At 69.5% G+C, this 20,282-nt stretch carries 15 protein-coding genes; 8 read left to right on the plus strand and 7 right to left on the minus strand.

Annotation, left to right across the window (positions count from 1 at the left end; all coding sequences use genetic code 11):
- Positions 1 to 10: 10 nt before the first annotated feature.
- The 4 genes from HWX36_RS19845 to HWX36_RS19860 are packed head-to-tail and all read right to left on the minus strand — an operon-like array spanning position 11 to position 8,542.
- Positions 11 to 4,195, minus strand: a complete 4,185-nt coding sequence (locus HWX36_RS19845; protein WP_175953893.1) for a bifunctional nitrate reductase/sulfite reductase flavoprotein subunit alpha — start codon at positions 4,193 to 4,195, stop codon at positions 11 to 13.
- Positions 4,196 to 4,211: 16 nt separating this feature from the next.
- On the minus strand, positions 4,212 to 4,559 hold the full coding sequence (gene nirD, locus HWX36_RS19850; protein WP_175953895.1) for a nitrite reductase small subunit NirD: 348 nt from the start codon (positions 4,557 to 4,559) through the stop codon (positions 4,212 to 4,214).
- Positions 4,560 to 4,597: 38 nt separating this feature from the next.
- The gene (gene nirB, locus HWX36_RS19855; RefSeq protein ID WP_175953897.1) at positions 4,598 to 7,195 is read right to left on the minus strand and encodes a nitrite reductase large subunit NirB; all 2,598 of its coding nucleotides are present in this window, start codon (positions 7,193 to 7,195) and stop codon (positions 4,598 to 4,600) included.
- A gap of 21 nt (positions 7,196 to 7,216) precedes the next feature.
- A complete protein-coding gene (locus HWX36_RS19860) occupies positions 7,217 to 8,542 on the minus strand; it encodes an MFS transporter (protein WP_175953899.1) in 1,326 nt (441 codons plus the stop codon).
- Positions 8,543 to 9,204: 662 nt separating this feature from the next.
- Between HWX36_RS19860 and cobA the strand changes: the two genes are divergently transcribed.
- The 8 genes from cobA to HWX36_RS19900 all read left to right on the plus strand — a co-directional run bounded on the left by cobA (position 9,205) and on the right by HWX36_RS19900 (position 16,373).
- Positions 9,205 to 9,975: a uroporphyrinogen-III C-methyltransferase gene (gene cobA / locus HWX36_RS19865; protein WP_175953901.1), complete on the plus strand. Its 771-nt coding sequence runs from the start codon at positions 9,205 to 9,207 to the stop codon at positions 9,973 to 9,975.
- Between the two features lie 156 nt (positions 9,976 to 10,131).
- Entirely contained in the window at positions 10,132 to 10,728 is a 597-nt protein-coding gene (locus HWX36_RS19870; RefSeq protein WP_175953903.1) for an ANTAR domain-containing protein, read from the plus strand.
- A 5-nt stretch (positions 10,729 to 10,733) separates the two neighbouring features.
- Positions 10,734 to 11,786 carry a CmpA/NrtA family ABC transporter substrate-binding protein gene (locus HWX36_RS19875; RefSeq protein WP_175953905.1) on the plus strand — a complete coding sequence of 351 codons (1,053 nt, stop codon included), beginning with the start codon at positions 10,734 to 10,736 and terminating at the stop codon, positions 11,784 to 11,786.
- A gap of 121 nt (positions 11,787 to 11,907) precedes the next feature.
- A complete protein-coding gene (locus HWX36_RS19880; RefSeq protein WP_244136466.1) occupies positions 11,908 to 12,570 on the plus strand; it encodes a uracil-DNA glycosylase family protein in 663 nt (220 codons plus the stop codon).
- Positions 12,567 to 13,352: a YkgJ family cysteine cluster protein gene (locus HWX36_RS19885; RefSeq protein WP_175953907.1), complete on the plus strand. Its 786-nt coding sequence runs from the start codon at positions 12,567 to 12,569 to the stop codon at positions 13,350 to 13,352. Before HWX36_RS19880 ends, HWX36_RS19885 begins: the two co-directional genes overlap by 4 nt.
- A gap of 297 nt (positions 13,353 to 13,649) precedes the next feature.
- Positions 13,650 to 14,393, plus strand: coding sequence for a glucose 1-dehydrogenase (locus HWX36_RS19890; protein ID WP_208457807.1), 744 nt, complete (start codon positions 13,650 to 13,652; stop codon positions 14,391 to 14,393).
- A gap of 214 nt (positions 14,394 to 14,607) precedes the next feature.
- Positions 14,608 to 15,549, plus strand: coding sequence for a helix-turn-helix transcriptional regulator (locus HWX36_RS19895; protein WP_175953909.1), 942 nt, complete (start codon positions 14,608 to 14,610; stop codon positions 15,547 to 15,549).
- A gap of 125 nt (positions 15,550 to 15,674) precedes the next feature.
- A complete protein-coding gene (locus tag HWX36_RS19900; protein ID WP_175953911.1) occupies positions 15,675 to 16,373 on the plus strand; it encodes a fumarylacetoacetate hydrolase family protein in 699 nt (232 codons plus the stop codon).
- Positions 16,374 to 16,443: 70 nt separating this feature from the next.
- Here the strand turns inward: HWX36_RS19900 and HWX36_RS19905 are convergent, their stop codons facing one another.
- The 3 genes from HWX36_RS19905 to HWX36_RS19915 form a co-directional block, all read right to left on the minus strand.
- The gene (locus HWX36_RS19905) at positions 16,444 to 16,983 is read right to left on the minus strand and encodes a DUF4303 domain-containing protein (RefSeq protein WP_175953912.1); all 540 of its coding nucleotides are present in this window, start codon (positions 16,981 to 16,983) and stop codon (positions 16,444 to 16,446) included.
- Between the two features lie 147 nt (positions 16,984 to 17,130).
- Positions 17,131 to 18,342 (minus strand): MFS transporter, encoded by a 1,212-nt coding sequence (locus tag HWX36_RS19910; protein WP_175953914.1) that lies wholly within the window; start codon positions 18,340 to 18,342, stop codon positions 17,131 to 17,133.
- 226 nt (positions 18,343 to 18,568) lie between these two features.
- Positions 18,569 to 20,152: a trypsin-like peptidase domain-containing protein gene (locus HWX36_RS19915; RefSeq protein ID WP_175953916.1), complete on the minus strand. Its 1,584-nt coding sequence runs from the start codon at positions 20,150 to 20,152 to the stop codon at positions 18,569 to 18,571.
- Positions 20,153 to 20,282 lie beyond the last annotated feature (130 nt).

Here is a 20,282-nt window from a genome sequence, read left to right on the forward strand (position 1 = left end):
CTGCGCGCGTTCAGTACACGTCCCGCATGTAGCGCCGTGCCTTCGAAAGCCGCGCGACGTAGTCGTTCGCGGCTTCGTCCGACATGCCGCCGTGCTCGGCGACCACCGCCTTCAGCGCCGTGTCGACGTCCTTCGCCATCCGCGCGGCATCGCCGCACACGTAGAAGTGCGCGCCTTCCTCCAGCCACGCGAACAGCTCGGCGCCCTGCTCGCGCATCCGGTCCTGCACGTAGATCTTGTCGGCCTGGTCGCGCGAGAACGCCAGGTCGAGCCGTGTCAGGAAGCCGCTGTCGCGCATCGCGCCCAGCTCGTCGCCATAGTAGAAGTCGGTCTGCGCGTGCTGCTCGCCGAAGAACAGCCAGTTGCGCCCGCGCGCGCCACGTGCCCGCCGCTCGTGCAGGAAACCGCGGAACGGCGCGACGCCGGTCCCGGGGCCGACCATCACGATCGGCACGTCGCCGTTCACCGGCGGCCGGAAATGCGCGGACTTCTGCACGAATACGGGTACGCGGCCGTCATCCGCGCGATCGGCGAGGAACGTCGATGCGACACCTTTGCGCGCACGGCGGCCGTTGTGATAACGCACGGCCGACACGGTCAGGTGGATCTCGCCCCGGTGCGCGCTCGGGCTCGACGCGATCGAATAGAGGCGCGGCTGCATGCGCTTGAGCATCCCGACCAGTTCGGCGCCCGACAGCTCGACCGGGAACTCGTGCAGCACGTCCGCAAGCTGTTGCCCCCACAACCATTGCTTCAGGTCGCGCTTTCGGTCGTCGCCGAGCAGCGACTTCAGCGCGCCGTTCGCGCTGCGCGACGCGATGAAGGCAAGCGTGTCCGGATGCGGGCGCGTGATGTCGAAGTGGCGCGCGAGCGCGTCGCCGAGGCGCATGTCGCCGACGCCCGCTACCGATACGGGCGCATCGGCCTTCAGCGCGGTGACGGACAGCAGTTCGTCGACCAGTTCCGGGCAGTTGGTCGGCCATACGCCGAGTGCGTCGCCGGCTTCGTATTCGAGGTTCGCGCCTTCGGTCGACAGCGACACATAGCGCGTGTCCTTCGCGGCGCCCGGACGATTGAGCCGCAAGTTCGCAACGAGTCTCGACGGCGCCGGATGCGCCTTCGTCGGCAGCAGCCCCTGCGGGCTCGTCCCGCCGGTCGGCACCGCGTGCAGCGCCGCATCGGCCGCCTTGATCCGCGCGACGACGCGTTCGAGCCACTGGTCGGCGTCGCGCTGGAACTCGACGTCGCAATCGACGCGTGCGCAGAGCCGCGCCGCGCCGAGTTCCGCGAGCCGCGCGTCGAGGCGGCGGCCGTGGCCGCAGAACTGGTCGTAGTTGCGATCCCCGAACGCGAGCACCGCGTAGTGCACGCCGTCGAGGCGCGCGGCGCTGCCGGACTGCAGCGCTTCCCAGAATTCGCTGCCGTTGTCGGGCGCATCGCCATCGCCAAACGTGCTCGTCATCAGCAGCACGTATTGCGCACTGGCGAGCGACGCCGCCGGATAGTCGGACATGCACGCGGTGCGGATCTCGAAGCCCGCACTCATCAGTTGCGTCGCGTAATCCTCGGTCAACGATTCGATGTTTCCGGTCTGCGATGCCCACAGCAGCACGACCTTCGGCCGCGCGCGCGCGATCCGCACGCCGCCGGACGCGCCGGCATCGGCCGGCCGCGCAGGCGTCGCCGCAGGCACACCCGCCGGCAGCGAGCGGCTGAACAGCCCGGCCAGCATGCCGTCGAGCCAGACCCGCACCGGCGGCGTGAGCGGCGCGCCAGCCGGCAGGACGGGCACGCCGCCCTCGCGCCGGCCGGCGCTCGCCTTCAGCCCGCTGACGAGGCCGGCCACATACAGCCGTTCGGTGTCCGTCAACGGCGGAGGCGCGAGGTCGGCCACGCCGAGCGCGGCCGCGAAAGTGTCGATGTCTGCCATGTCGGATTCCTGTGAAGCGGTCGCCTGCGCCATCGCCGGCGCGGGCAGCGCGTCGTCGGCGCGTGCGCCGGGTTGCGCCGTCTCGTCGGCGGCGGACGCGAACGCATCCGTCTCGACGCGCCGCAGCGCGACCGCGCAGTATTTCAGTTCGGGCTGCTGCGATTCCGGATCGATCGCGTCGTTCGTCACCGCGTTGATGCACAGGTCGTCGCCGTACACGTCGTTCCAGTGCATCGGCGCGAAGCAGTTGCCGCGCCGCACGCGCCCGGTCACGACGGCCGGCAGCACCGCGCGGCCACGCGCCGAGCGGATCTCGACGCTGTCCTTCGCGGCGATGCCGAGCGCGCTCGCATCGTCCGGGTGCAGTTCGACGAACGGGCGCGGGTTGAGCTTGTTCAGCATCGCGACCTTGCCCGTCTTGGTCATCGTGTGCCATTGATGCTGCAGCCGCCCGGTGTTCAGCACGATCGGGAACGTGTCGTCGGGCAGCTCGGCCGGATCGACGTGCGGCCGGGCGAAGAAGCGCGCCTTGCCCGACGGTGTCGGGAATGCGACGCGCGGCGCATCGTTGCCGTCGGCTGAAGGGCGCAGCGTCTGGCTCACGCCGTCGTTCAGGTAGCGGATCGGGTGCCGCTCGCGCGCGGTGCCCGGCGCAACCGGCCACTGCACGGGCCCGTCGCGCAGCGCCGCATGGCTCGCGCCGCGCAGGTCGTAGCCGGTCGCCGGATTCGAGAAGCGGACGATCTCGTCGAACACGTCGGCCGCCGACGCATAGTCGAACGCATCGCCGAAGCCCATCGCGCGCGCGACTTCCGCGACGATGCGCCAGTCGGGCAGCGCGTCGCCCGGCGGCGCGATCGCGGCGCGCATCAGCGTCATGTTGCGCTCGGAGTTGACCATCACGCCGTCGCCTTCGGCCCACAGCGCGCCGGGCAGCAGGATGTCCGCATAGCGGTTGGTCTCGGTGTCGAGGAATGCATCCTGCGCGATCACGAGCTCGGCGGCCTGCAACCCGGCGATCACGTTTCGCCGGTTCGGCACCGTGGCGACCGGGTTCGTGCAGATGATCCAGCATGCCTTGACGTCGCCGGCCGCCATCCGCGAAAACAGGTCGACCGTGCCTTGCCCCGTCTCCTTGCGCAGCGTGCCGGCTGGCACACGCCACAGGTGCTCGACGAAGCGCCGGTCTTCGTCGGACGACACCGAACGCTGCCCCGGCAGCCCCGGCCCCATGTAGCCCATCTCGCGGCCGCCCATCGCGTTCGGCTGGCCCGTCAGCGAGAACGGCCCGCTGCCGGGGCGGCAGATGCGGCCGGTGGCAAGATGCAGGTTGCAGATCGCATTGGTATTCCACACGCCGTGCGTGCTCTGGTTGAGCCCCATCGTCCAGCAGCTCATCCACGCCTGCGCGTCGCCGATCCATTGCGCGGCCGTGCGCAGGTCGGCTTGCGCGAGCCCCGTGATCGCCGCGACGCGCTCGGGCGTGTAGTCGGCGAGGAACGCGGGCATCGCGTCCCACCCTTCGGTGTACGCATCGATGAACGCGGCATCGGTGCGGCCGTTCGCATGCAGCAGGTGCAGCAGCCCGTTGGTCAGCGCGAGATCGGTGCCCGGCCGGATCTGCAGGAACAGGTCGGCCTTGTCGGCCGTGCCGGTGCAGCGCGGATCGACGACGATCAGCTTCGCGCCGGCCTTCACGCGATCCATCATCCGCAGGAACAGGATCGGGTGGCAATCGGCCATGTTCGCGCCGATCACGAAGAACAGGTTCGCGCGATCGAAGTCCTGGTACGACCCGGGCGGGCCGTCCGCGCCGAGCGACTGCTTGTAGCCGGTGCTCGCGCTCGCCATGCAGAGGCGCGAGTTCGACTCGATGTTGTGGGTGCCGACGAAGCCCTTCGCGAGCTTGTTGACGAGGTATTGCGCCTCGATCGACATCTGCCCCGACACGTAGAACGACAGCGCGTCGGGCCCGTGCGCATCGAGCACCGCGCGCAGGCGGCGCGCGGTTTCGGCGATCGCGTCGCGCGCCGGCAGCGGCACCAGGTCGTCCTCGCGCGCCCGGCGCACGAACGCGCGGTCGAGCCGCCCCGAACGGCGCAGCGCGACGTGCGCCGAAGAACCCTTCGTGCACAGCCGCCCGAAGTTGGCCGGATGGTCGGCGTCGCCGGACACCTTGACGACTTCGCCTGCCTCGACGTGCAGCACCATCCCGCAGCCGACACCGCAGTACGGGCACACGCTCTTGACGGAAGTGGCGCTCATGCGTGCTCCGGGGCAGTCAGGCCGCGACCCACACGAAGCCGTCCTCGACCCGCGACGGATACGCGCGCACCGACTGCTCGGGCGCCTCGAGGCATTCGCCGGTGCGCAGGTCGAAATGCTGCTTGTACAGCGGCGACGCGACGACGACGCGCTCGCCGAGGCTGCCGATCAGCCCGCGCGACATCACGGCCGCCCGCGACACGGGATCGACGTTGTCGATCGCGAACACGCCGCCTGCTTCGGCATGCGCGACGCGAAACACCGCGACCTGCTCGCCGTTGACGCGTGCACACACGCCGGTGTTCGGCACGATCTCGTCGAGCGGGCACACGCGGGTCCAGGACAGCGGAAGACGATCGTTCATGATGGACTCCTTGGAAAAGACGCGGGTGTCGGTCGGGATCAAACGGTTGCGGATTCGGTCACGGCCTGCGTCGCGCTCGCGGCGACGACGGGAATCGTCACGGCCTTGCCGCGCACGCGCTCGTCGGGCGTCGCGGGGCGAATCTGGCCGCGCGTCTCGACGAACGCGATGTTCTCGTCCGGCGCGTCGCTGTTCACGAAGTGGCGGAAGCGCCTGCGCGTGTCGGGGTCGGTGACGGCCTTCTTCCATTCGCATTCGTAGGTGTCGACCACGTGCTGCATGTCGGCTTCGAGTTCGGCGCCGATCCCGAGCTTGTCGTGCACGACCACGTCGACCAGGTAGTCGAGGCCGCCTTCGAGGTTGTCGCGCCACACGCTGGTGCGTTGCAAGCGGTCGGCGGTGCGCACGTAGAACATCAGGAAACGGTCGATATAGCGGATCAGCGTGGCGCGGTCGAGGTCGGACGCGAGCAGTTCCGCGTGGCGCGGCTTCATCCCGCCGTTGCCGCACACGTACAGGTTCCAGCCCTTCTCGGTCGCGATGACGCCGACGTCCTTGCCCTGCGCCTCCGCGCACTCGCGCGTGCAGCCGGACACGCCGAACTTGATCTTGTGCGGCGCGCGCAGCCCCTTGTAGCGGTTCTCCAGGTCGATCGCGAGGCCGACCGAATCGCCGACGCCGTAGCGGCACCACGTCGACCCGACGCACGACTTCACGGTGCGCAGCGCCTTGCCGTATGCATGGCCCGATTCGAACCCGGCCGCGATCAGCTCCTCCCAGATCGACGGCAGCTGCTCGACGCGTGCGCCGAACAGGTCGACACGCTGGCCGCCGGTGATCTTCGTGTAGAGCCCGTACTTCCGTGCGACCTGGCCCACCGCGATCAGCCCTTCCGGCGTGACTTCGCCGCCCGGCATGCGCGGCACGACCGAGTACGCGCCGTCGCGCTGGATGTTCGCGAGGTAGTAGTCGTTCGAATCCTGCAGCCCGGCGTGCGCCTTCTTCAGCACGAATTCGTTGAAACACGACGCGAGAATGCCCGCCACCGCCGGCTTGCACACGTCGCAGCCGAGGCCGTGGCCGTGCTTCGCGAGCAGTTCGTCGAAGGTCGTGATGCGCTCGACGCGGATCAGGTGGAACAGTTCCTGGCGCGAATGCGGGAAGTGCTCGCAGATATGGTTGTTCACCGCGAGGCCCTGCTTCTTCATCTCGGCCTTCATGATCTGCGTGACGAGCGGCACGCAGCCGCCGCACGACGTGCCGGCGCCCGTGCACGACTTCAGCGCGCCGAGGCTCGTTGCGCCGTCCGCGACCGCCGTGCAGATTTGCGACTTCGACACGTTGTTGCACGAGCAGATCTGGGCGGCCGCAGGCAGCGCGTCGACACCGATCGCCGGCTTCGCAGCGCCATCCGACGACGGCAGGATCAGGAATTCCGGCGACTCGGGCAGCTCGATGCGGTTCAGCATCATCTGCAGCAGCGTGCCGTATTCGGCCGCGTCGCCGACCATCACCGCGCCGTGCAGGAACTTGCCGCAGCCGGACACCACGAGCTTCTTGTAAACCTGGCGGCGCTCGTCCGCGTACTGATAGGTGCGGCTGCCGGCGGTCGTGCCGTGCGCGTCGCCGATGCTCGCGACGTCCACGCCCATCAGCTTCAGCTTCGTGCTCATGTCGGCGCCCGCGAATACGGCCGCCGCTGCACCGTTCGCATCGCCGCCGAGCTGCTTCGCGACCACGCGCGCCATGTCGTAGCCGGGCGCGACGAGGCCGTACACCATGCCGTTCCAGGCCGCGCATTCGCCGATCGCATAGATGTCGGCGTCGCTCGTGCGGCACGCGTCGTCGATCGCGACGCCGCCGCGCGGGCCGATGTCGAGCCCGCATGCGCGGGCCAGTTCGTCGCGTGCGCGGATGCCGGCCGAGAACACGATCATGTCGGCGTCGAGGTGCGAACCATCGGCAAACGCCATCCGGTGCGTGCCTGCTTCGCCATCGACGATCTCGAGCGTGTTCTTGCCCGTATGCACGGTCACGCCGAGCGCCTCGATCTTCGCGCGCAGCATCCGGCCGCCGCCGTCGTCGACCTGCACGGCCATCAGCCGCGGCGCGAATTCGACGACGTGCGTGTCGAGCCCCATGTCGCGCAGCGCTTTCGCGCATTCGAGGCCGAGCAGCCCGCCGCCGATCACCACGCCGCGCTTCGCGTGCGCGCCGCACGCCTGCATCGCTTCGAGATCCTCGATCGTCCGGTACACGAAGCAGCCGTCGCGATCGCGCCCCGGCATCGGCGGCACGAACGGGCGCGAACCCGTCGCGAGCACCAGCTTGTCGTACGCGAGCGTTTCGCCGGACGCGAGCGTGACCGTATGCGCGGCGCGGTCGATCGACGCGACTTGCGCGTTCAGGCGCAGGTCGAACGCCGGATGACGCTCGAAGAAGCCGGGTTCGACGAGCGACAGGTCGTCCGCCGACTTGCCCGCGAAGAATTCGGACAGGTGCACGCGGTCGTATGCCGGACGCGGTTCCTCGCCGAGCACGGTGACCTGCAGCGCGCCCGTGGCGCCCGCTTCCGCCGCGATGCATTCGAGGAGCTTGTGGCCGACCATGCCGTGGCCGATGACGATGAGTTTCATGGTGACGTTTCCTTCGGTCGATCAGTTCGCGGCGCTGCCGGCAGCCAGCGCGCGGTCGCGCAGCTCGGCTTCGCGCGCCTTGTGTTCCTCGCTGAAGCGCACGGCCATCGCGCACAGCGCGGTCGCGGTGACGGCGAGGCCGAGCAGGCCCAGCGTGTGCTGTACGTCGCCGACGCCCTTCAGCAGGAAGCTCGCCGCCACCGCGCCGACGTTGCCGCCCGCGCCGACGATCCCCGCCACGCCGCCGAGCGCCTTGCGGTCGATGAACGGCACCAGCGCGTAGGTCGCGCCGCACGCCATGTGCGTGAAGAGGCCGAAGCCGAGCATCGCGACGAGTGCGATGCCGACGCTTTGCGCATGCGAGAACCAGGTCAGCCCGAGCCCTTCGCCGACGATCAGCGCGCACAGCAGCGTCGCGCGCACGTCGAGGCTGCGGCGCGCGGCGATCTTGTCGGACAGCCAGCCGCCGAGCGCACGGGCAAACAAGGCGAGCAGCCCGAACAGGCCGACCGCGAACCCTGCATCCTTCAGCGACAGGCTGAAGTGATCGACGTAGTACAGCGCGGCGATGTTGTGGATGAACACCTCGACGCCGAAGCACGCGCCATACGTGACGAACAGCATCCACACGCGATAATTGCCGCAGGCCGCGAGGAAGCTCGCCCAGCCGCCCTTCTTGCCGCTGTCGACCGTCACGCCTGCGTTGCGCAGCGCGATAATGTCGCCTTGCGGGCAATCCTGTGTGAAGCGCCAGTAAGCCCAGGCCATCACGAGCATCGCAACGCCCGGCACGACCAGCGCGATACGCCACGACGCATCCTCGCCGAAGCCGAGCATCAGGCCGGCGGCGACGAGCAGCGGCATCAGCGCCTGCGTCGCGCCGGCGCCGGCGTTGCCCCAGCCGGCCGTCGTCGCGTTCGCGGTGCCGACCACGTTCGGCGCGAACATCACCGACGTGTGGTACTGCGTGATCACGAAGCCCGCGCCGATCGCGCCGATGCCGAGCCGGCAGATCAGGAACGACAGGTAGTCGTGCGTGAACGACACCGCGAACACGGGGATCGCGCCGAGCAGCAGCAGCCCGACGTACACGCGACGCGGGCCGAAGCGGTCGCACAGCGGGCCGACCAGCAGCCGCACGGCGATCGTCGCGGCCACCGCGGCGATGTTGATGTTGGCGACCTGTGCCGCCGTCAGGTGGAATTCGCGTGCGATCAACGGCATCAGCGGCGCGCAGGCGAACCACGCGAAGAAGCACACGAAGAACGCCATCCACGTCAGATGAAACGCGCGCATCGGCGCGGTGCGGAGGCTGAAGAGATCGATACGGGTAGCTTTGTCGGTCATGTCATCCGCCAAACGAAAAACGGCGTCCTGCGCACCCGGTCTCGTCGAGACCCGATGCGTAGGACGCCGTTGCCCATGAAGCCCGTTGCCGGGCGCGTCGGTAATCGATACTGCCGGACGAACCGCCATTGATTCGCCCGAGCCCGCTGACGCAAACGCCGTGCCATGTCGTCGCGAATCGGGCCCGCAGCCCCGCCGCGCAAGGCGTGCCGGGTGTCATGCGACGCACGACGCCACGCGGCACACGATGCGCCGTGATGCAGCGAGGCACAGATGTGGTGCGCTGCAGCACTGTCGCCGTGCGATATCGCGGTGCGCGCTGACGGGGCGCGATGCACGCCGATGCGGTGTTGCGGCTGCCCGCGCGCGGCAGCCGCCTGCATGAATGGCGCCATCGCGCGGCGCGGTGCGCGCGGTTCCCGCCGCGCCAGCGTGACGTGTCATGCCGGTTGGCCCGGATATTGCTGAATCCGGTGCATGACACCGGCAACGGCGCCGGTGGGCAGTCCCAGCAAACCATGTCCGTCGTTCAGGCGGGCCGATCAGGACAACGGTGTCCTCCCGTGCGCGGCACGGCTGGATACCGGTGCGTTTCGACCGCCCGCCGCCGCCCGCAACGACACCCTCTCGACCGCCGGATGCAGGCGGCACAGGAACACGACATGACGACAGGCAAAGTCACGCTGCTGGGCGCCGGGCCCGGCGATCCCGATCTCCTCACGCTGAAGGCCGTGAAGGCACTGGCGGCTGCCGACGTGCTGCTGCTCGACGATCTCGTCGCGCCCGGCATCGTCGAACTCGCGCCGCAGGCACGCGTGATCCGCGTCGGCAAACGCGGCGGCTGCCGCTCCACGCCGCAGGCGTTCATCGAGAAGCTGATGCGCCGCTACGCGCTGCGCGGCGCGCACGTGGTGCGCGTGAAAGGCGGCGATGCCCTGCTGTTCGGGCGCGCCGGCGAAGAACTCGCGACCCTGCGCGCCGCCGCGATTCCGGTCGAGATCGTCAACGGCATCTCGTCGGGATTCGCGGCCGCCGCGAGCCTCGGTATCTCGCTCACGCACCGCGGGCATTGCCACGGCGTCACGTTCGTCACCGCGCACCGTCAGGACCACGGCGAACCCGACTGGGCGCAGCTCGCGGCGACCGGCACCACACTTGCGATCTACATGGGAATGAGCCGCGTCGACAGCATTGCCGCCGGCCTGCTCGCCGTGCTGCCGCCATCGACACCGGCCGCGGCCGTGCAATGGGCCGGCACGCGCGACGAACGCCGCTGGACCGGCACGCTCGGCGGTCTCGCGCGCGGCATCGACGAAGCACGGCTCGGCAGCCCGGCGGTGATCCTCGTCGGCGGCGCGATCGGCGAAGCGGCCGTGCAGCACGTGACGGACGCGGGCGCCGCGATCGAGGCGGCCTTGTCCCGGGCCGCGTAGCATGCGCGACACCACGCGGCACCGGCCGCCCACCTATCACGAAGACAGCGGCGCCGGCCGCCGGGCTGCCATGCGCGGCGCCGACACGATGTCTGCGCGGGGCCGTTGCCCCCGCACCGCGCATCGCGCCACGATTTCGCCGCCGCCGGTCGCGTCATGAGTGCGTCTGCTTCTTCCGCCCGCCTGCGCGTGCTGCTCGTCACCGATACCGACAAGCCGATCGGCGAACTCGGCGATGCGCTTGCGCACCTCGGCTACGAGATGCTGAACGACGTCGCGACGCCCGCGCGCCTGCCGGCCGCCGTCGAGGAGCAGCGTCCCGACGTCGTGATCATCGATACCGATTCGCCGTCGCGCGACACGCTCGAGCAGCTTGCCGTGATGCATGCCACCGCGCCGCGCCCCGTGCTGATGTTCAGCCACGACGCCAACCAGTCGCTGATCCGCGCGGCGGTCGGCGCAGGCGTCAGCGCGTATCTCGTCGAAGGGCTGTCGGCCGAGCGCCTCGCACCGATTCTCGAAGTCGCGCTCGCCCGTTTCTCGCATGACGACGCGCTGCGCCGGCGGCTCGCCGACGTCGAGCGCGAACTCGCGGAGCGCAAACTGATCGACCGCGCGAAGCGCCTGCTAATGGACCAGCGCAGGCTGTCCGAACACGACGCGTACGCGGCGCTGCGCAAGCGTGCGATGGATCAGGGCCTGCGCATCGTCGACGTCGCGCGGCAACTGCTCGACGCGTCACCCCAGTCATGACCGCCATGGATACCTCCTCCCCCGTCGCGCCGGAACGCGCGCATCTTCGCCTCGGGTTCGTCGCGCTGAGCGACGCGGCCCCGCTGATCGTCGCGCACCGCCTGAACCTCGGCGCGCGACACGGCCTCACGCTCGAACTCAGCCGCCAGCCGTCGTGGGCCGCCGTCCGCGACAAGCTGCTGAGCGGCGAGCTCGACGCCGCCCATGCGCTGTACGGGCTCGTCTGCGGGCTGCAGCTCGGGATCGGCGGCCCGCAGGCCGACATGGCCGCGCTGATGGTGCTGAACCGCAATGGCCAGGCGATCTCGCTGTCGCGCGGCCTCGCCGACGCGTATCGCAACAGCGGCAGCGTGCGCGACGCGTTTGCGACGCTCGGCCGCAAGCCGCTCCTCGCCCAGACGTTCCCGACCGGCACGCACGCGATGTGGCTGAACCACTGGCTCGCGTCGCACGGCGTCGATCCGCTGCGCGACGTGCGCAGCGTCGTGATCCCGCCGCCCGAGATGGTGGCCGCGCTCGCCAGCGGCGAACTCGACGGCTTCTGCGCCGGCGAGCCGTGGCATGCGGTGGCCGAGGCCTGCGGCGCGGGACGGACCGTTGCCGTCACGAGCGAGATCTGGCCCGATCACCCGGAGAAGGTGCTCGCGACCCGGCGCGATTTCGTCGCGCTGTACCCGGCCGCTGCCCGCGCGCTGATCCGCACGCTCGTCGATGCCTGCGCATGGCTCGACAGCGCCGCGCACCGTCGCGAGGCGGCCGACTGGCTCGCGTCGCCCGATGCGCTCGGCGTACCGGCCCGGCTGATCGCGCCGCGGCTGCTCGGCGACTACGGATCAGGGCCGTTCGCCGTGCCGCCGCTGCCGATCCGCTTTCACGACGGCGGCGCGGTGAACCGCCCCGATCCGCGCGAAGGCGAGTGGTTCCTGTCCCAATACCGGCGCTGGGGCATGCTCGACGGTTCGCACGACGACGCGGAAATCGCCCGCGCGATCGCGCAAACCGCGTTGTATGATGCTGCCGTCGCCGAAAGCGGCGCACCGGGCCTGCCGCAGGCGTGATGCGCGCCGCGTGATGCAGGCGGCGCGCGCTCCCGCGCCACGCCTGTCCGGGCCGCCTGCCGGCGCCCGGCATGCGCCCCCGGGTGACGCCGCATGACCACTCCGTCCCCGCTCAGATTCGATGCCGAAACCCACGCGCGCGCCGCTCGACGTGCTGCTCACCGAAATCCGCGCGTGCCGTGCCTGCGAAGCCGGCCTGCCGCTCGGCCCGCGCCCCGTCGTGCGTGCCCATCGCGACGCGCGCATCCTGATCGTCGGGCAGGCGCCGGGGGCGCGCGTCCATGCGAGCGGCATCCCGTGGGACGATGCGAGCGGCCGGCGGCTGCGCGGCTGGCTCGACGTCGACGCCGACACGTTCTACGACGAGAGGCGCTTCGCGATCGTGCCGATGGGTTTCTGTTACCCGGGCCGCGGCGCAAGCGGCGACAACCCGCCGCGCCCCGAATGCGCGCCACTGTGGATCGACCGGTTGCTCGCCGAGCTGCCGTCGATCCGGCTCACGCTGCTGGTCGGCCAGTACGCGCAGCGACATTTCCTGCGCGATACGCGCAAGGCCACGCTGACCGACACCGTACACGCGTGGCGCGACTACGGCCCCGACGTGTTGCCGTTGCCGCATCCGTCGCCGCGCAACCAGGCGTGGTTCAAGCACCACCCGTGGTTCGACGCCGAGGTCGTGCCCGAGTTGCGGCGCCGGGTCGCGCCGCTGATCGATGTAAACACAACCGCCCCCCTGTCGCGACGCTTCGCGACCTCCCCGTTATCCGTAGCGAATCCAGAATGAACGACACCCCCACCGACCTCGACTTTGCCTGCAACGGCTGCGGCGGATGCTGCCACGACCTGCGCATTCCGCTGACGATCGACGAGGCCACCGCGTGGCTGCAGCGCGGCGGCCACGTGGAGCTGCTGTGCGACGCGATGCCATGGCTCATCGAACCCGAGCCCGACAATGCGTTCGCCACCTACAAGCGCGTGCGCTCGACCGCCGCGCTCAGCGGCTCGCTGCCCGTCCGCGTCACGGTCATGCTCACCGCGACCCATGCCGGGCCGTGCCCGAACCTGCTCGACGACCTGCGCTGCGCGATCTACGACGAGCGCCCGCTCGTGTGCCGGATCTATCCGGCCGAAGTGAATCCGTTCGTGCCGCTGGTGCCGGCCGGCAAGCAATGCACGCCCGACGCGTGGCAGCAGGCGCCGTTCGTCCGCGGCGGCACGATCGTCGACGCGGCCACGCGGGAGAACATCGCGCGCTCGCGTGCGGCGAGCGAAGCCGAGACGCCGCTGCGGGCGCGGCTGTGTACGGTGCTGGGGATCGATACGGCGGCCGTGGCCAACGAAGGGTTCGTGATCCATGCGCCGCCGGCCGGCGAGTTGCTCGCCGCGTTGACCGATCTACACGCGGCAGCGGTCGCCAACGACACCGTCGCACCGGCAACCTGGACGCTACTGACAAACCGTACCGCGACGGCCGAAGCGCTCGCATCCGTCGGCGCCTCCAGCCGGCTTGCGGCACGCGATACCGATCCGCGCACCCGCTACCTCGGCTTTCACCCCGGCGAGTAACCGCAGCGGCGACGGCAGTGTCATGGGGCCGTTTGCGCGCGGCACGGCCCCGGGTCTGCGTCGCATCGCGGTACATCGCGATGTCATCCCGGCCGGCATCGCGTCCGGGGAAATCGGTTTTTACGATTTCCCCTATTTTCGCCATCACCGCTCAACATAAAATCCATCAAATCGCGACTCTCTCGAAATAAACACGCAATTTAAATCGAGATAATCTCGCCTCACTATTCGCCCGCATTCATTGTGCTAGCCTCATTGCCTTCCCAGTGAATAACGAGCATGAGCTCAAGGAGTGCAATGATGCGTTTCGATAACAAGGTTGCGATCGTCACCGGTGGTGCAAGCGGTATTGGTGAAGCCACGGTTCGCGCGTTTGCCCGCGAAGGCGCCAGTGTCGTGATTGCCGACCTGACGGACCAGGGTGCGCGGCTCGCCGGCGAGATCGTCGAAAATGGCGGACACGCTACGTATATTCATACGGATGTAACGGATAGCGAAGCGGTTCAGAAACTGATATCTGAAACCGTACGAATTTACGGGCGCGTCGACATCATGTTCGCCAATGCCGGCATCGCAGCCGACGATTGCATCGAACATCTCGACGAATCCTCGTGGCAAAAGACGATCGATATCAATCTGACCGGTGTTTATCTTTGCGATAAATATGCGATTCAGCAAATGCGCAAGCAAGGCAGCGGTGTCGTCGTCAATTGCGGCTCGATCCACAGTCACGTCGGGAAATCGGGCGTGACGGCCTATGCCGCCGCGAAAGGCGGCGTGAAGCTCCTGACGCAGACGCTCGCGATCGACTATGGTCAGCACAACATTCGCGTGAATGCCGTGTGTCCCGGGTATATCGACACGCCGCTGCTGAAAGACGCGCCGGTCGCGCAAAAACAGGCGCTGATCGCGCTGCATCCGATGGGGCGCCTCGGGAAAGCGGCGGAAGTGGCGAGCGCCGTGCTGTTTCTCGCCAGCGACGACGCGTCGTTCGTCAATGGATCGTCGTTGATGGTCGACGGCGGCTATACGGCTCAGTAACCGGCTCAATCGCCGCTTCGAGCTCCGCCGGCCGGCGTCGCACCTGGCGACGCCGCAGTTCGGCGCGTGGCCCTGCCATTCGATGTCAGGGCCATTCCCGGCCAGGGGCACGATCCCGCCGCGGCAGCGGCTCCGGATTCTCCCTGCTGCCCGGCACAGGCCGGTTTCGCTGTACCATCGCGGCTCAACCGCGTCACGACCAGCAGAATCCTTCATGCCCTCCACCGCCCCGCCGCGCCTGTACGGGATGCCCGAACGCAGCGACCGGCTCGACTTCTACATCCGCGACCAGGCGTCGCGCCAGGCGATCACCGAGCCGCACCGGCACGCGTATTTCCAGATCCAGTTCAATCTCGGCGGCGACACCGAGCAGCGGATCGGCGGCGTCACGCGGCCGTTTCCGCGCGGCGCGCTCGCGTTCGTGCTGCCGCACCGCGAGCACCTGATCCCGCATCCGGAAGGCGCGCACTTCATCGTGATCAACTTCAGCCAGGCGTTCCTGCGCGCCGATCTCGACGTCGACCCGCTCGATCTCGAGGACGTGCCCGCGCACCGCTTTCCCGAGCTGACGCCGTTCCGCTTCCAGGAACACCTCGACTTCATCCTGACCGGCGATACGTACGACGAAGCGCGCCGCCTCGCGCTGTGCATGCTCGACACCGATCGCGTGCGCACATTCGGCTCGACCACGTTGCTGCGCGGCTACCTGCTGCAGTTGATCGGCCTCGTCTGCACGCAGTACGCGGGTGCGCTCGACAAGCTCGCGCAGCGCGGCGCCCAGCGCGCGGGCCGGCGCGACGCGCTCGCGCGCGTGATGCGGCACGTGCGCGCCAACCTGACCCGCGAGGACCTGACGCTCGCCGCAACCGCCGAGGCGGCGTTCCTGTCGCCCAACTACCTCGCGCACCTGGTCCGCAAGGAAACCGGCAGCACCTTCACCGATCTCGTGACCGAGCGCCGGATCGCGCTCGCGCAGTCGCTGCTGGCCCACACGAGCCGGCGCATCGCGGACATCGCACGCTCGGTCGGTTTCCGCGACGAAGGGTATTTCGCGCGGCGCTTCCGCGCGCGGGTCGGCGTGTCGCCGAAGGCGTACCGCGACGCGAATGCCGCGCGGCCGGGCGGCGACGACACACCGGCGGCCACCGACGCGTAGTTTTGTCCCGGTAAAACGCAGTTGCGTCGCATCCGGCCGCGCGGGCGTCGGGTATCGTTGCATGCATGCCGGCCCGTGCGCCGCACGGGCGCGGCATCCGTCTTCCCACCGAACGAGGCCATCCGATGTCCGCTTATGTCATCGACGCTGCCGAGCGTCCTTCCGTCAAAGTCGACCAGTCGTCCGCGCGCTTTCCGGTGCGCCGCGTCTTCTGCGTCGGCCGCAACTACGCCGACCACGCGCGCGAAATGGGCGCCGATCCCGACCGCGAACCGCCGTTCTTCTTCACGAAGCCGGCCGACGCGATCGTCCCGGCCAGCGGCACCGTCGCCTATCCGCCGCTGACGAACGACCTCCATCATGAAATCGAGCTGGTCGTCGCGATCGGCAAGGACGGCCGGTCGATCGACCCGGCCGACGCGCTGTCGCACGTGTGGGGCTATGGCGTCGGCGTCGACCTCACGCGCCGCGACCTGCAGGCCGAAGCGAAGAAGCTGAGCCGCCCGTGGGACTGGGCCAAGGGCTTCGACGCATCGGGCCCCGTGACCGCGCTGCGCGCGGCATCGGCCACCGGCCACCCGACGACGGGCCGCATCTGGCTCGCGGTGAACGGCGACACACGCCAGCAAGGCGACCTGGCCGACATGATCTGGGCCGTGCCCGACGTCATCGCCTATGTGTCGCGCTCGGTCGAACTGAAGGCCGGCGACCTGATCTTCACCGGCACGCCGGCCGGCGTTGGCGCGCTGCAGCCCGGTGACCGCGTCACGGGCGGCGTCGACGGCGTCGCGACGTTCGAATTCGTCGTGGGCGCGAAGCCGTAAGCCGTAGTCCGTCACGCGGCACGCATGGCGGCCGCCTGCCCGGGGCCGCCGTGCGATATCCCGATGCCGGTCAGTCGTAGCGGCGCAGGAAGGCGTCGGCGACGGCCGGCGGATTCAGCACCTTCGCCGATTCGTTTTCCAGCGCTTCGGCAGCGTCGTCGTCGCTGATCGACACGAACAGCGTGATCGCCGCCCTTTCGTCGCCCGTGCCGAACAGGCCCTCGCGGTCGAGCAGGCGCAACGCTCCGATCATCTCGGCATGCAGTTGCCGCGCAAATTCCGGGAATCTCGACCGGACGAACCGCGGGCTCAGCACGTCATCGGCGAGCTTGCCGCAGATCGCATTGAACGGCGACGCTTCCGCCGCCGCGTACGCCCATTCGGAAAAGCCCCACACATACCACGGGTCGTCGTCCGGCATCGCCTGCTGCGCGCGGATCCGGCGCAGCCCCTCGACCGAATTGGCCGCCGGCACCACCGTCATCGCGCCGCTGTCGGTATACAGCGCGAACGCATAGAAATGCTCGTCCGGGTGCTGCGCCCGCAGCGCCCGGAATGTCGCTCTCGCGGCATCGGCAATGTCTCGCTGGAAATCAGAAAAGTCGCTCATCACATCCTCGTCCAGTCGCCCTTCTCGCGTCGGCGCGTGCTCAGCGTGCGGCGGGCGCGTCGTCTCCCGATATTTGATCGATTCTCCGCCAATCGCCGGCGGCGCGGTAGCGTGCCCTCACCGGCCCCCGGTTCCGCGCGCCGTCGTTCAGCGCCCGGCCTCCCTGGCATCGAACACCCGCACACAGACGGCCGCCGCCAGCGCGATCGCGGCCGACAACAGCATCATCACGAGCGGCGCATAGCCCGCGTTGCCGGCCGTCAACACCGCCCCCGTCAGCGACGAAAGCGCGGCGCCGCCGGCGATCGTCATCGCGCCCGCCAGCCCCGACGCGCTGCCTGCCAGTTCCGGGCGCACCGACACCGCGCCGGCATGCGCCCCGGGATTGGTCAGCCCGTTGCCGATGCCGACCAGCACGCACGGCCCGAACCATGCAATCGCCTGCGTCGCGCCGCCGAACATCAGCGCGAGGCCGATCAGCGGCCCCGCGCATGCGACGACGCGCCCGCACAGGATCGTCGTGGCCAGCGCGTAGCCGCGCGCGTAACGCGCGGCCAGGAAGCTGCCGCACACGAAACCGGCCGTGATGGCGCCCATGTAGACGCCGATCTCCGCGGGCGCGATGCCGAACACCGTTTGCGCGGCGAGCGGCGCACCGGCCAGGAACGCGTAGAACGAGCCGGTCGAGAACGCCATGCAGAGCGCATAGGCCCAGAAACGGCGCGCACGGAGCAGCGCCGGATACGCGCGAAGCTGCTGCGCGAGGCTCGACGACCGGTTCGCATGGGTTTCGACGAGATCGAACGCACACCAGACGAACAGCGCGACGCCGGCCGCGCCGAGCAGCCAGAAACTCGCGCGCCAGCCCATCGTCTGGTCGATCGCGCCGCCGAGCGTCGGGCCGAGCATCGGCGCGAACGCGGCCGCCATCGCCGCATAGCCGATCCGGCTCACCACGCGGGCACCGCCGCCGGTATCCCGGATCGTCGCCATCGACACCGGATAGACCGACGTGATCGCCGCCTGCATCAGCCGACAGGCGAGGAATGCACGAATATCGGTCGCCATCGCGCAGCCGAGCGAGCCGAGCGCGAACACGCCGACGCTCGCCAGCACGACCGGCCGCCGCCCGAACCGGTCCGACAGCGGCCCCATCACGAACTCGAGCGACGCGGCCACGGCCGCGTAACCGCCGAGCGACAGCGCGACGAGCGCATAGTCGGCGCGCAGGTCGCGCGCGATGGCCGGCAGCGACGGCAGGAACAGGCTCAGCGGCAGCACCGAGCACGCGCACAGCAGGATCAGCGTCGCGTATCTCGGCGACGCCCGGTCGGAAGCGATCGGCAGGTTCGATTGCAAGCGAATGCCCTCCACGCACGTGCCGCACGGCCGTGCGCAACGAAAAAAAAGCCCCCGAACGAGTCGGGGGCGCATGGGTGCCGGCGCGGTGCCGCTACCGGACCCTGCGCCTGTGGACGACTACGATGAAGATGGCTGCTTTCATGCCGGATGGCTCCTGGTTGCCTGGCTGACTGCGTGCGATATCGGACGATGGTAGGGGGACGACACCGTCCGCGTCAACGCCCTAACGCGCGTGCACCGACACGAACCTCCGCGCGTTGTTGCGCTGGATCAGCACCGCGATCACGCTGCCGCCGCTCGCTTCGAGCGACTGGATGTCGTCCGGCGTCTCCAGCAGCGTGTCGTTGAGCTCCAGCACGACATCGCCCGGCTGGATGCCGGCCCTGGCCGCCGGGCCGTGCACCGCGTCCACCATCATCCCGACCGCGAGTCCCGTCGAACGGCGCTCGTCGTCGTTCAGCGCGTGCATCGTCAGCCCGAGACGGTCGCCGCCGTCTCCCGCCCCGGCTCCCGGCCCCGTTCGTGCAGCCCCCTTCGGCGCGGCCATGCCGACGGCCGCGCCCGCGTTGCCGGCGGCCTCGTCGGCGCCCGTGATCGTCAGCATCACCGGCGCGCGGTTGCGGATCAGCCGCAGCGGCGCTTTCTGGCCGGGCGGCAGCGCGGCGGCCAGGTCGTTCAGCTCGGCCGAGCGGCCGATCGTCTTGTCACCCAGCTTCACGATCACGTCGCCGGGCCGCACGCCGGCCGCGGCAGCCGGCGAGCCGGGCGCGACGCCGTTGACGAGCGCGCCCGCCGGACGCGGCAGCCCGAACGCCGCGGCAAGCCCGATGCCGACATCCTGCACGTCGACGCCGAGCGCATTGCCGGACGACGCGTCCGGCGCCTGGGACGGTTGCGCCTGAGCCTGCATCTGCTTCTGCAGTTGCGCACGCACCTTTGCCGCAAACGCGATCGGGATCGCGAACGTCGTGCTCGCGTAGCGGTCGGTGCCCGTATAAACCTGCACGGCGATACCGATCACGTCGCCCGCCCGATTGAACACGGGGCCGCCCGAGTTGTCGGGATTCGGCGCGATGTCGGTTTCGAAGAACGGAAACGCGCTGCCGTCCGGCAGCCGGTGCGATGTCGCGCTGACGATGCCGGCCGTGACCGTGTTGCCCGATCCGTCCGGCGCACCGATCGTCATCACCGGTTCGCCCGCGCGCACTTTCGACGAATCGCCGACGCGCACGAACGGCAGCTTCGTCGCGTCGACGCGCAGCACGGCGACATCGCTTTGCGGATCGACGGCCAGCACGGTCGCCTTGAATTCGCGGCGGTCGGTGAGCCGCACCGTCACGTCGGTCGCGTCGTCCACGACGTGGGCCGAAGTCAGAACCAGGCCATCGGCGCTGACGATGAAACCCGAGCCGCTGCCCGATACCGCACGTGGCGCCGTGTCGGGGGCCGGCGCTTGCGCTTGCGCCTGCGCCTGCGGGCCCTGTGCGGGCGGCGGCGTGTCATGCCGGAAGAACGCGGCGAGCGGATCGTCGGGATCGAGGATCGCGAAAGACGGACCGCTCGCCTGCTGGTCGGGTGCGGCGGTCATGATGGTCACGACCGCCGGGCCGTAGCGGTCGACGATTGCCGGAAAGTCGACCGGCATCGCGTAAGGCGCGGCAGCCGGGCGCTGCTTCATGGGGTGGGGCGTAACGGGCGGCGAGAGGGTTCCGGCAAGGGCGGCCGGCGAGGCCAGCCAACAGCCGGCAAACACGCCCCCGATCAACGCGGTGCGAAGCACGGCGCGAGCAAGCGTCTGGCGAACCACGGTGCACCTCCCCCGGGCGTCGCGGCGCCGACATGCGCGAGACGCGCAGGCACCCGACAAGCACCGGTACACGCATCCATTTATAGTCCACGCGGCCTGTTCGAACATACGAATCGAAACCCGAATGCCG

The organism is Burkholderia sp. BCC0405, assembly GCF_902833075.1.
Lineage (GTDB): Bacteria > Pseudomonadota > Gammaproteobacteria > Burkholderiales > Burkholderiaceae > Burkholderia.

Bases quoted from the DNA above. Each gene is read 5' to 3' on its own strand.
- HWX36_RS19845 (WP_175953893.1), bottom strand. From the start codon at position 4,195: ATGAGCGCCACTTCCGTCAAGAGCGTGTGCCCGTACTGCGGTGTCGGC.
- nirD (WP_175953895.1), bottom strand. From the start codon at position 4,559: ATGAACGATCGTCTTCCGCTGTCCTGGACCCGCGTGTGCCCGCTCGAC.
- nirB (WP_175953897.1), bottom strand. From the start codon at position 7,195: ATGAAACTCATCGTCATCGGCCACGGCATGGTCGGCCACAAGCTCCTC.
- HWX36_RS19860 (WP_175953899.1), bottom strand. From the start codon at position 8,542: ATGACCGACAAAGCTACCCGTATCGATCTCTTCAGCCTCCGCACCGCG.
- cobA (WP_175953901.1), top strand. From the start codon at position 9,205: ATGACGACAGGCAAAGTCACGCTGCTGGGCGCCGGGCCCGGCGATCCC.
- HWX36_RS19870 (WP_175953903.1), top strand. From the start codon at position 10,132: ATGAGTGCGTCTGCTTCTTCCGCCCGCCTGCGCGTGCTGCTCGTCACC.
- HWX36_RS19875 (WP_175953905.1), top strand. From the start codon at position 10,734: ATGGATACCTCCTCCCCCGTCGCGCCGGAACGCGCGCATCTTCGCCTC.
- HWX36_RS19880 (WP_244136466.1), top strand. From the start codon at position 11,908: ATGCCGAAACCCACGCGCGCGCCGCTCGACGTGCTGCTCACCGAAATC.
- HWX36_RS19885 (WP_175953907.1), top strand. From the start codon at position 12,567: ATGAACGACACCCCCACCGACCTCGACTTTGCCTGCAACGGCTGCGGC.
- HWX36_RS19890 (WP_208457807.1), top strand. From the start codon at position 13,650: ATGATGCGTTTCGATAACAAGGTTGCGATCGTCACCGGTGGTGCAAGC.
- HWX36_RS19895 (WP_175953909.1), top strand. From the start codon at position 14,608: ATGCCCTCCACCGCCCCGCCGCGCCTGTACGGGATGCCCGAACGCAGC.
- HWX36_RS19900 (WP_175953911.1), top strand. From the start codon at position 15,675: ATGTCCGCTTATGTCATCGACGCTGCCGAGCGTCCTTCCGTCAAAGTC.
- HWX36_RS19905 (WP_175953912.1), bottom strand. From the start codon at position 16,983: ATGAGCGACTTTTCTGATTTCCAGCGAGACATTGCCGATGCCGCGAGA.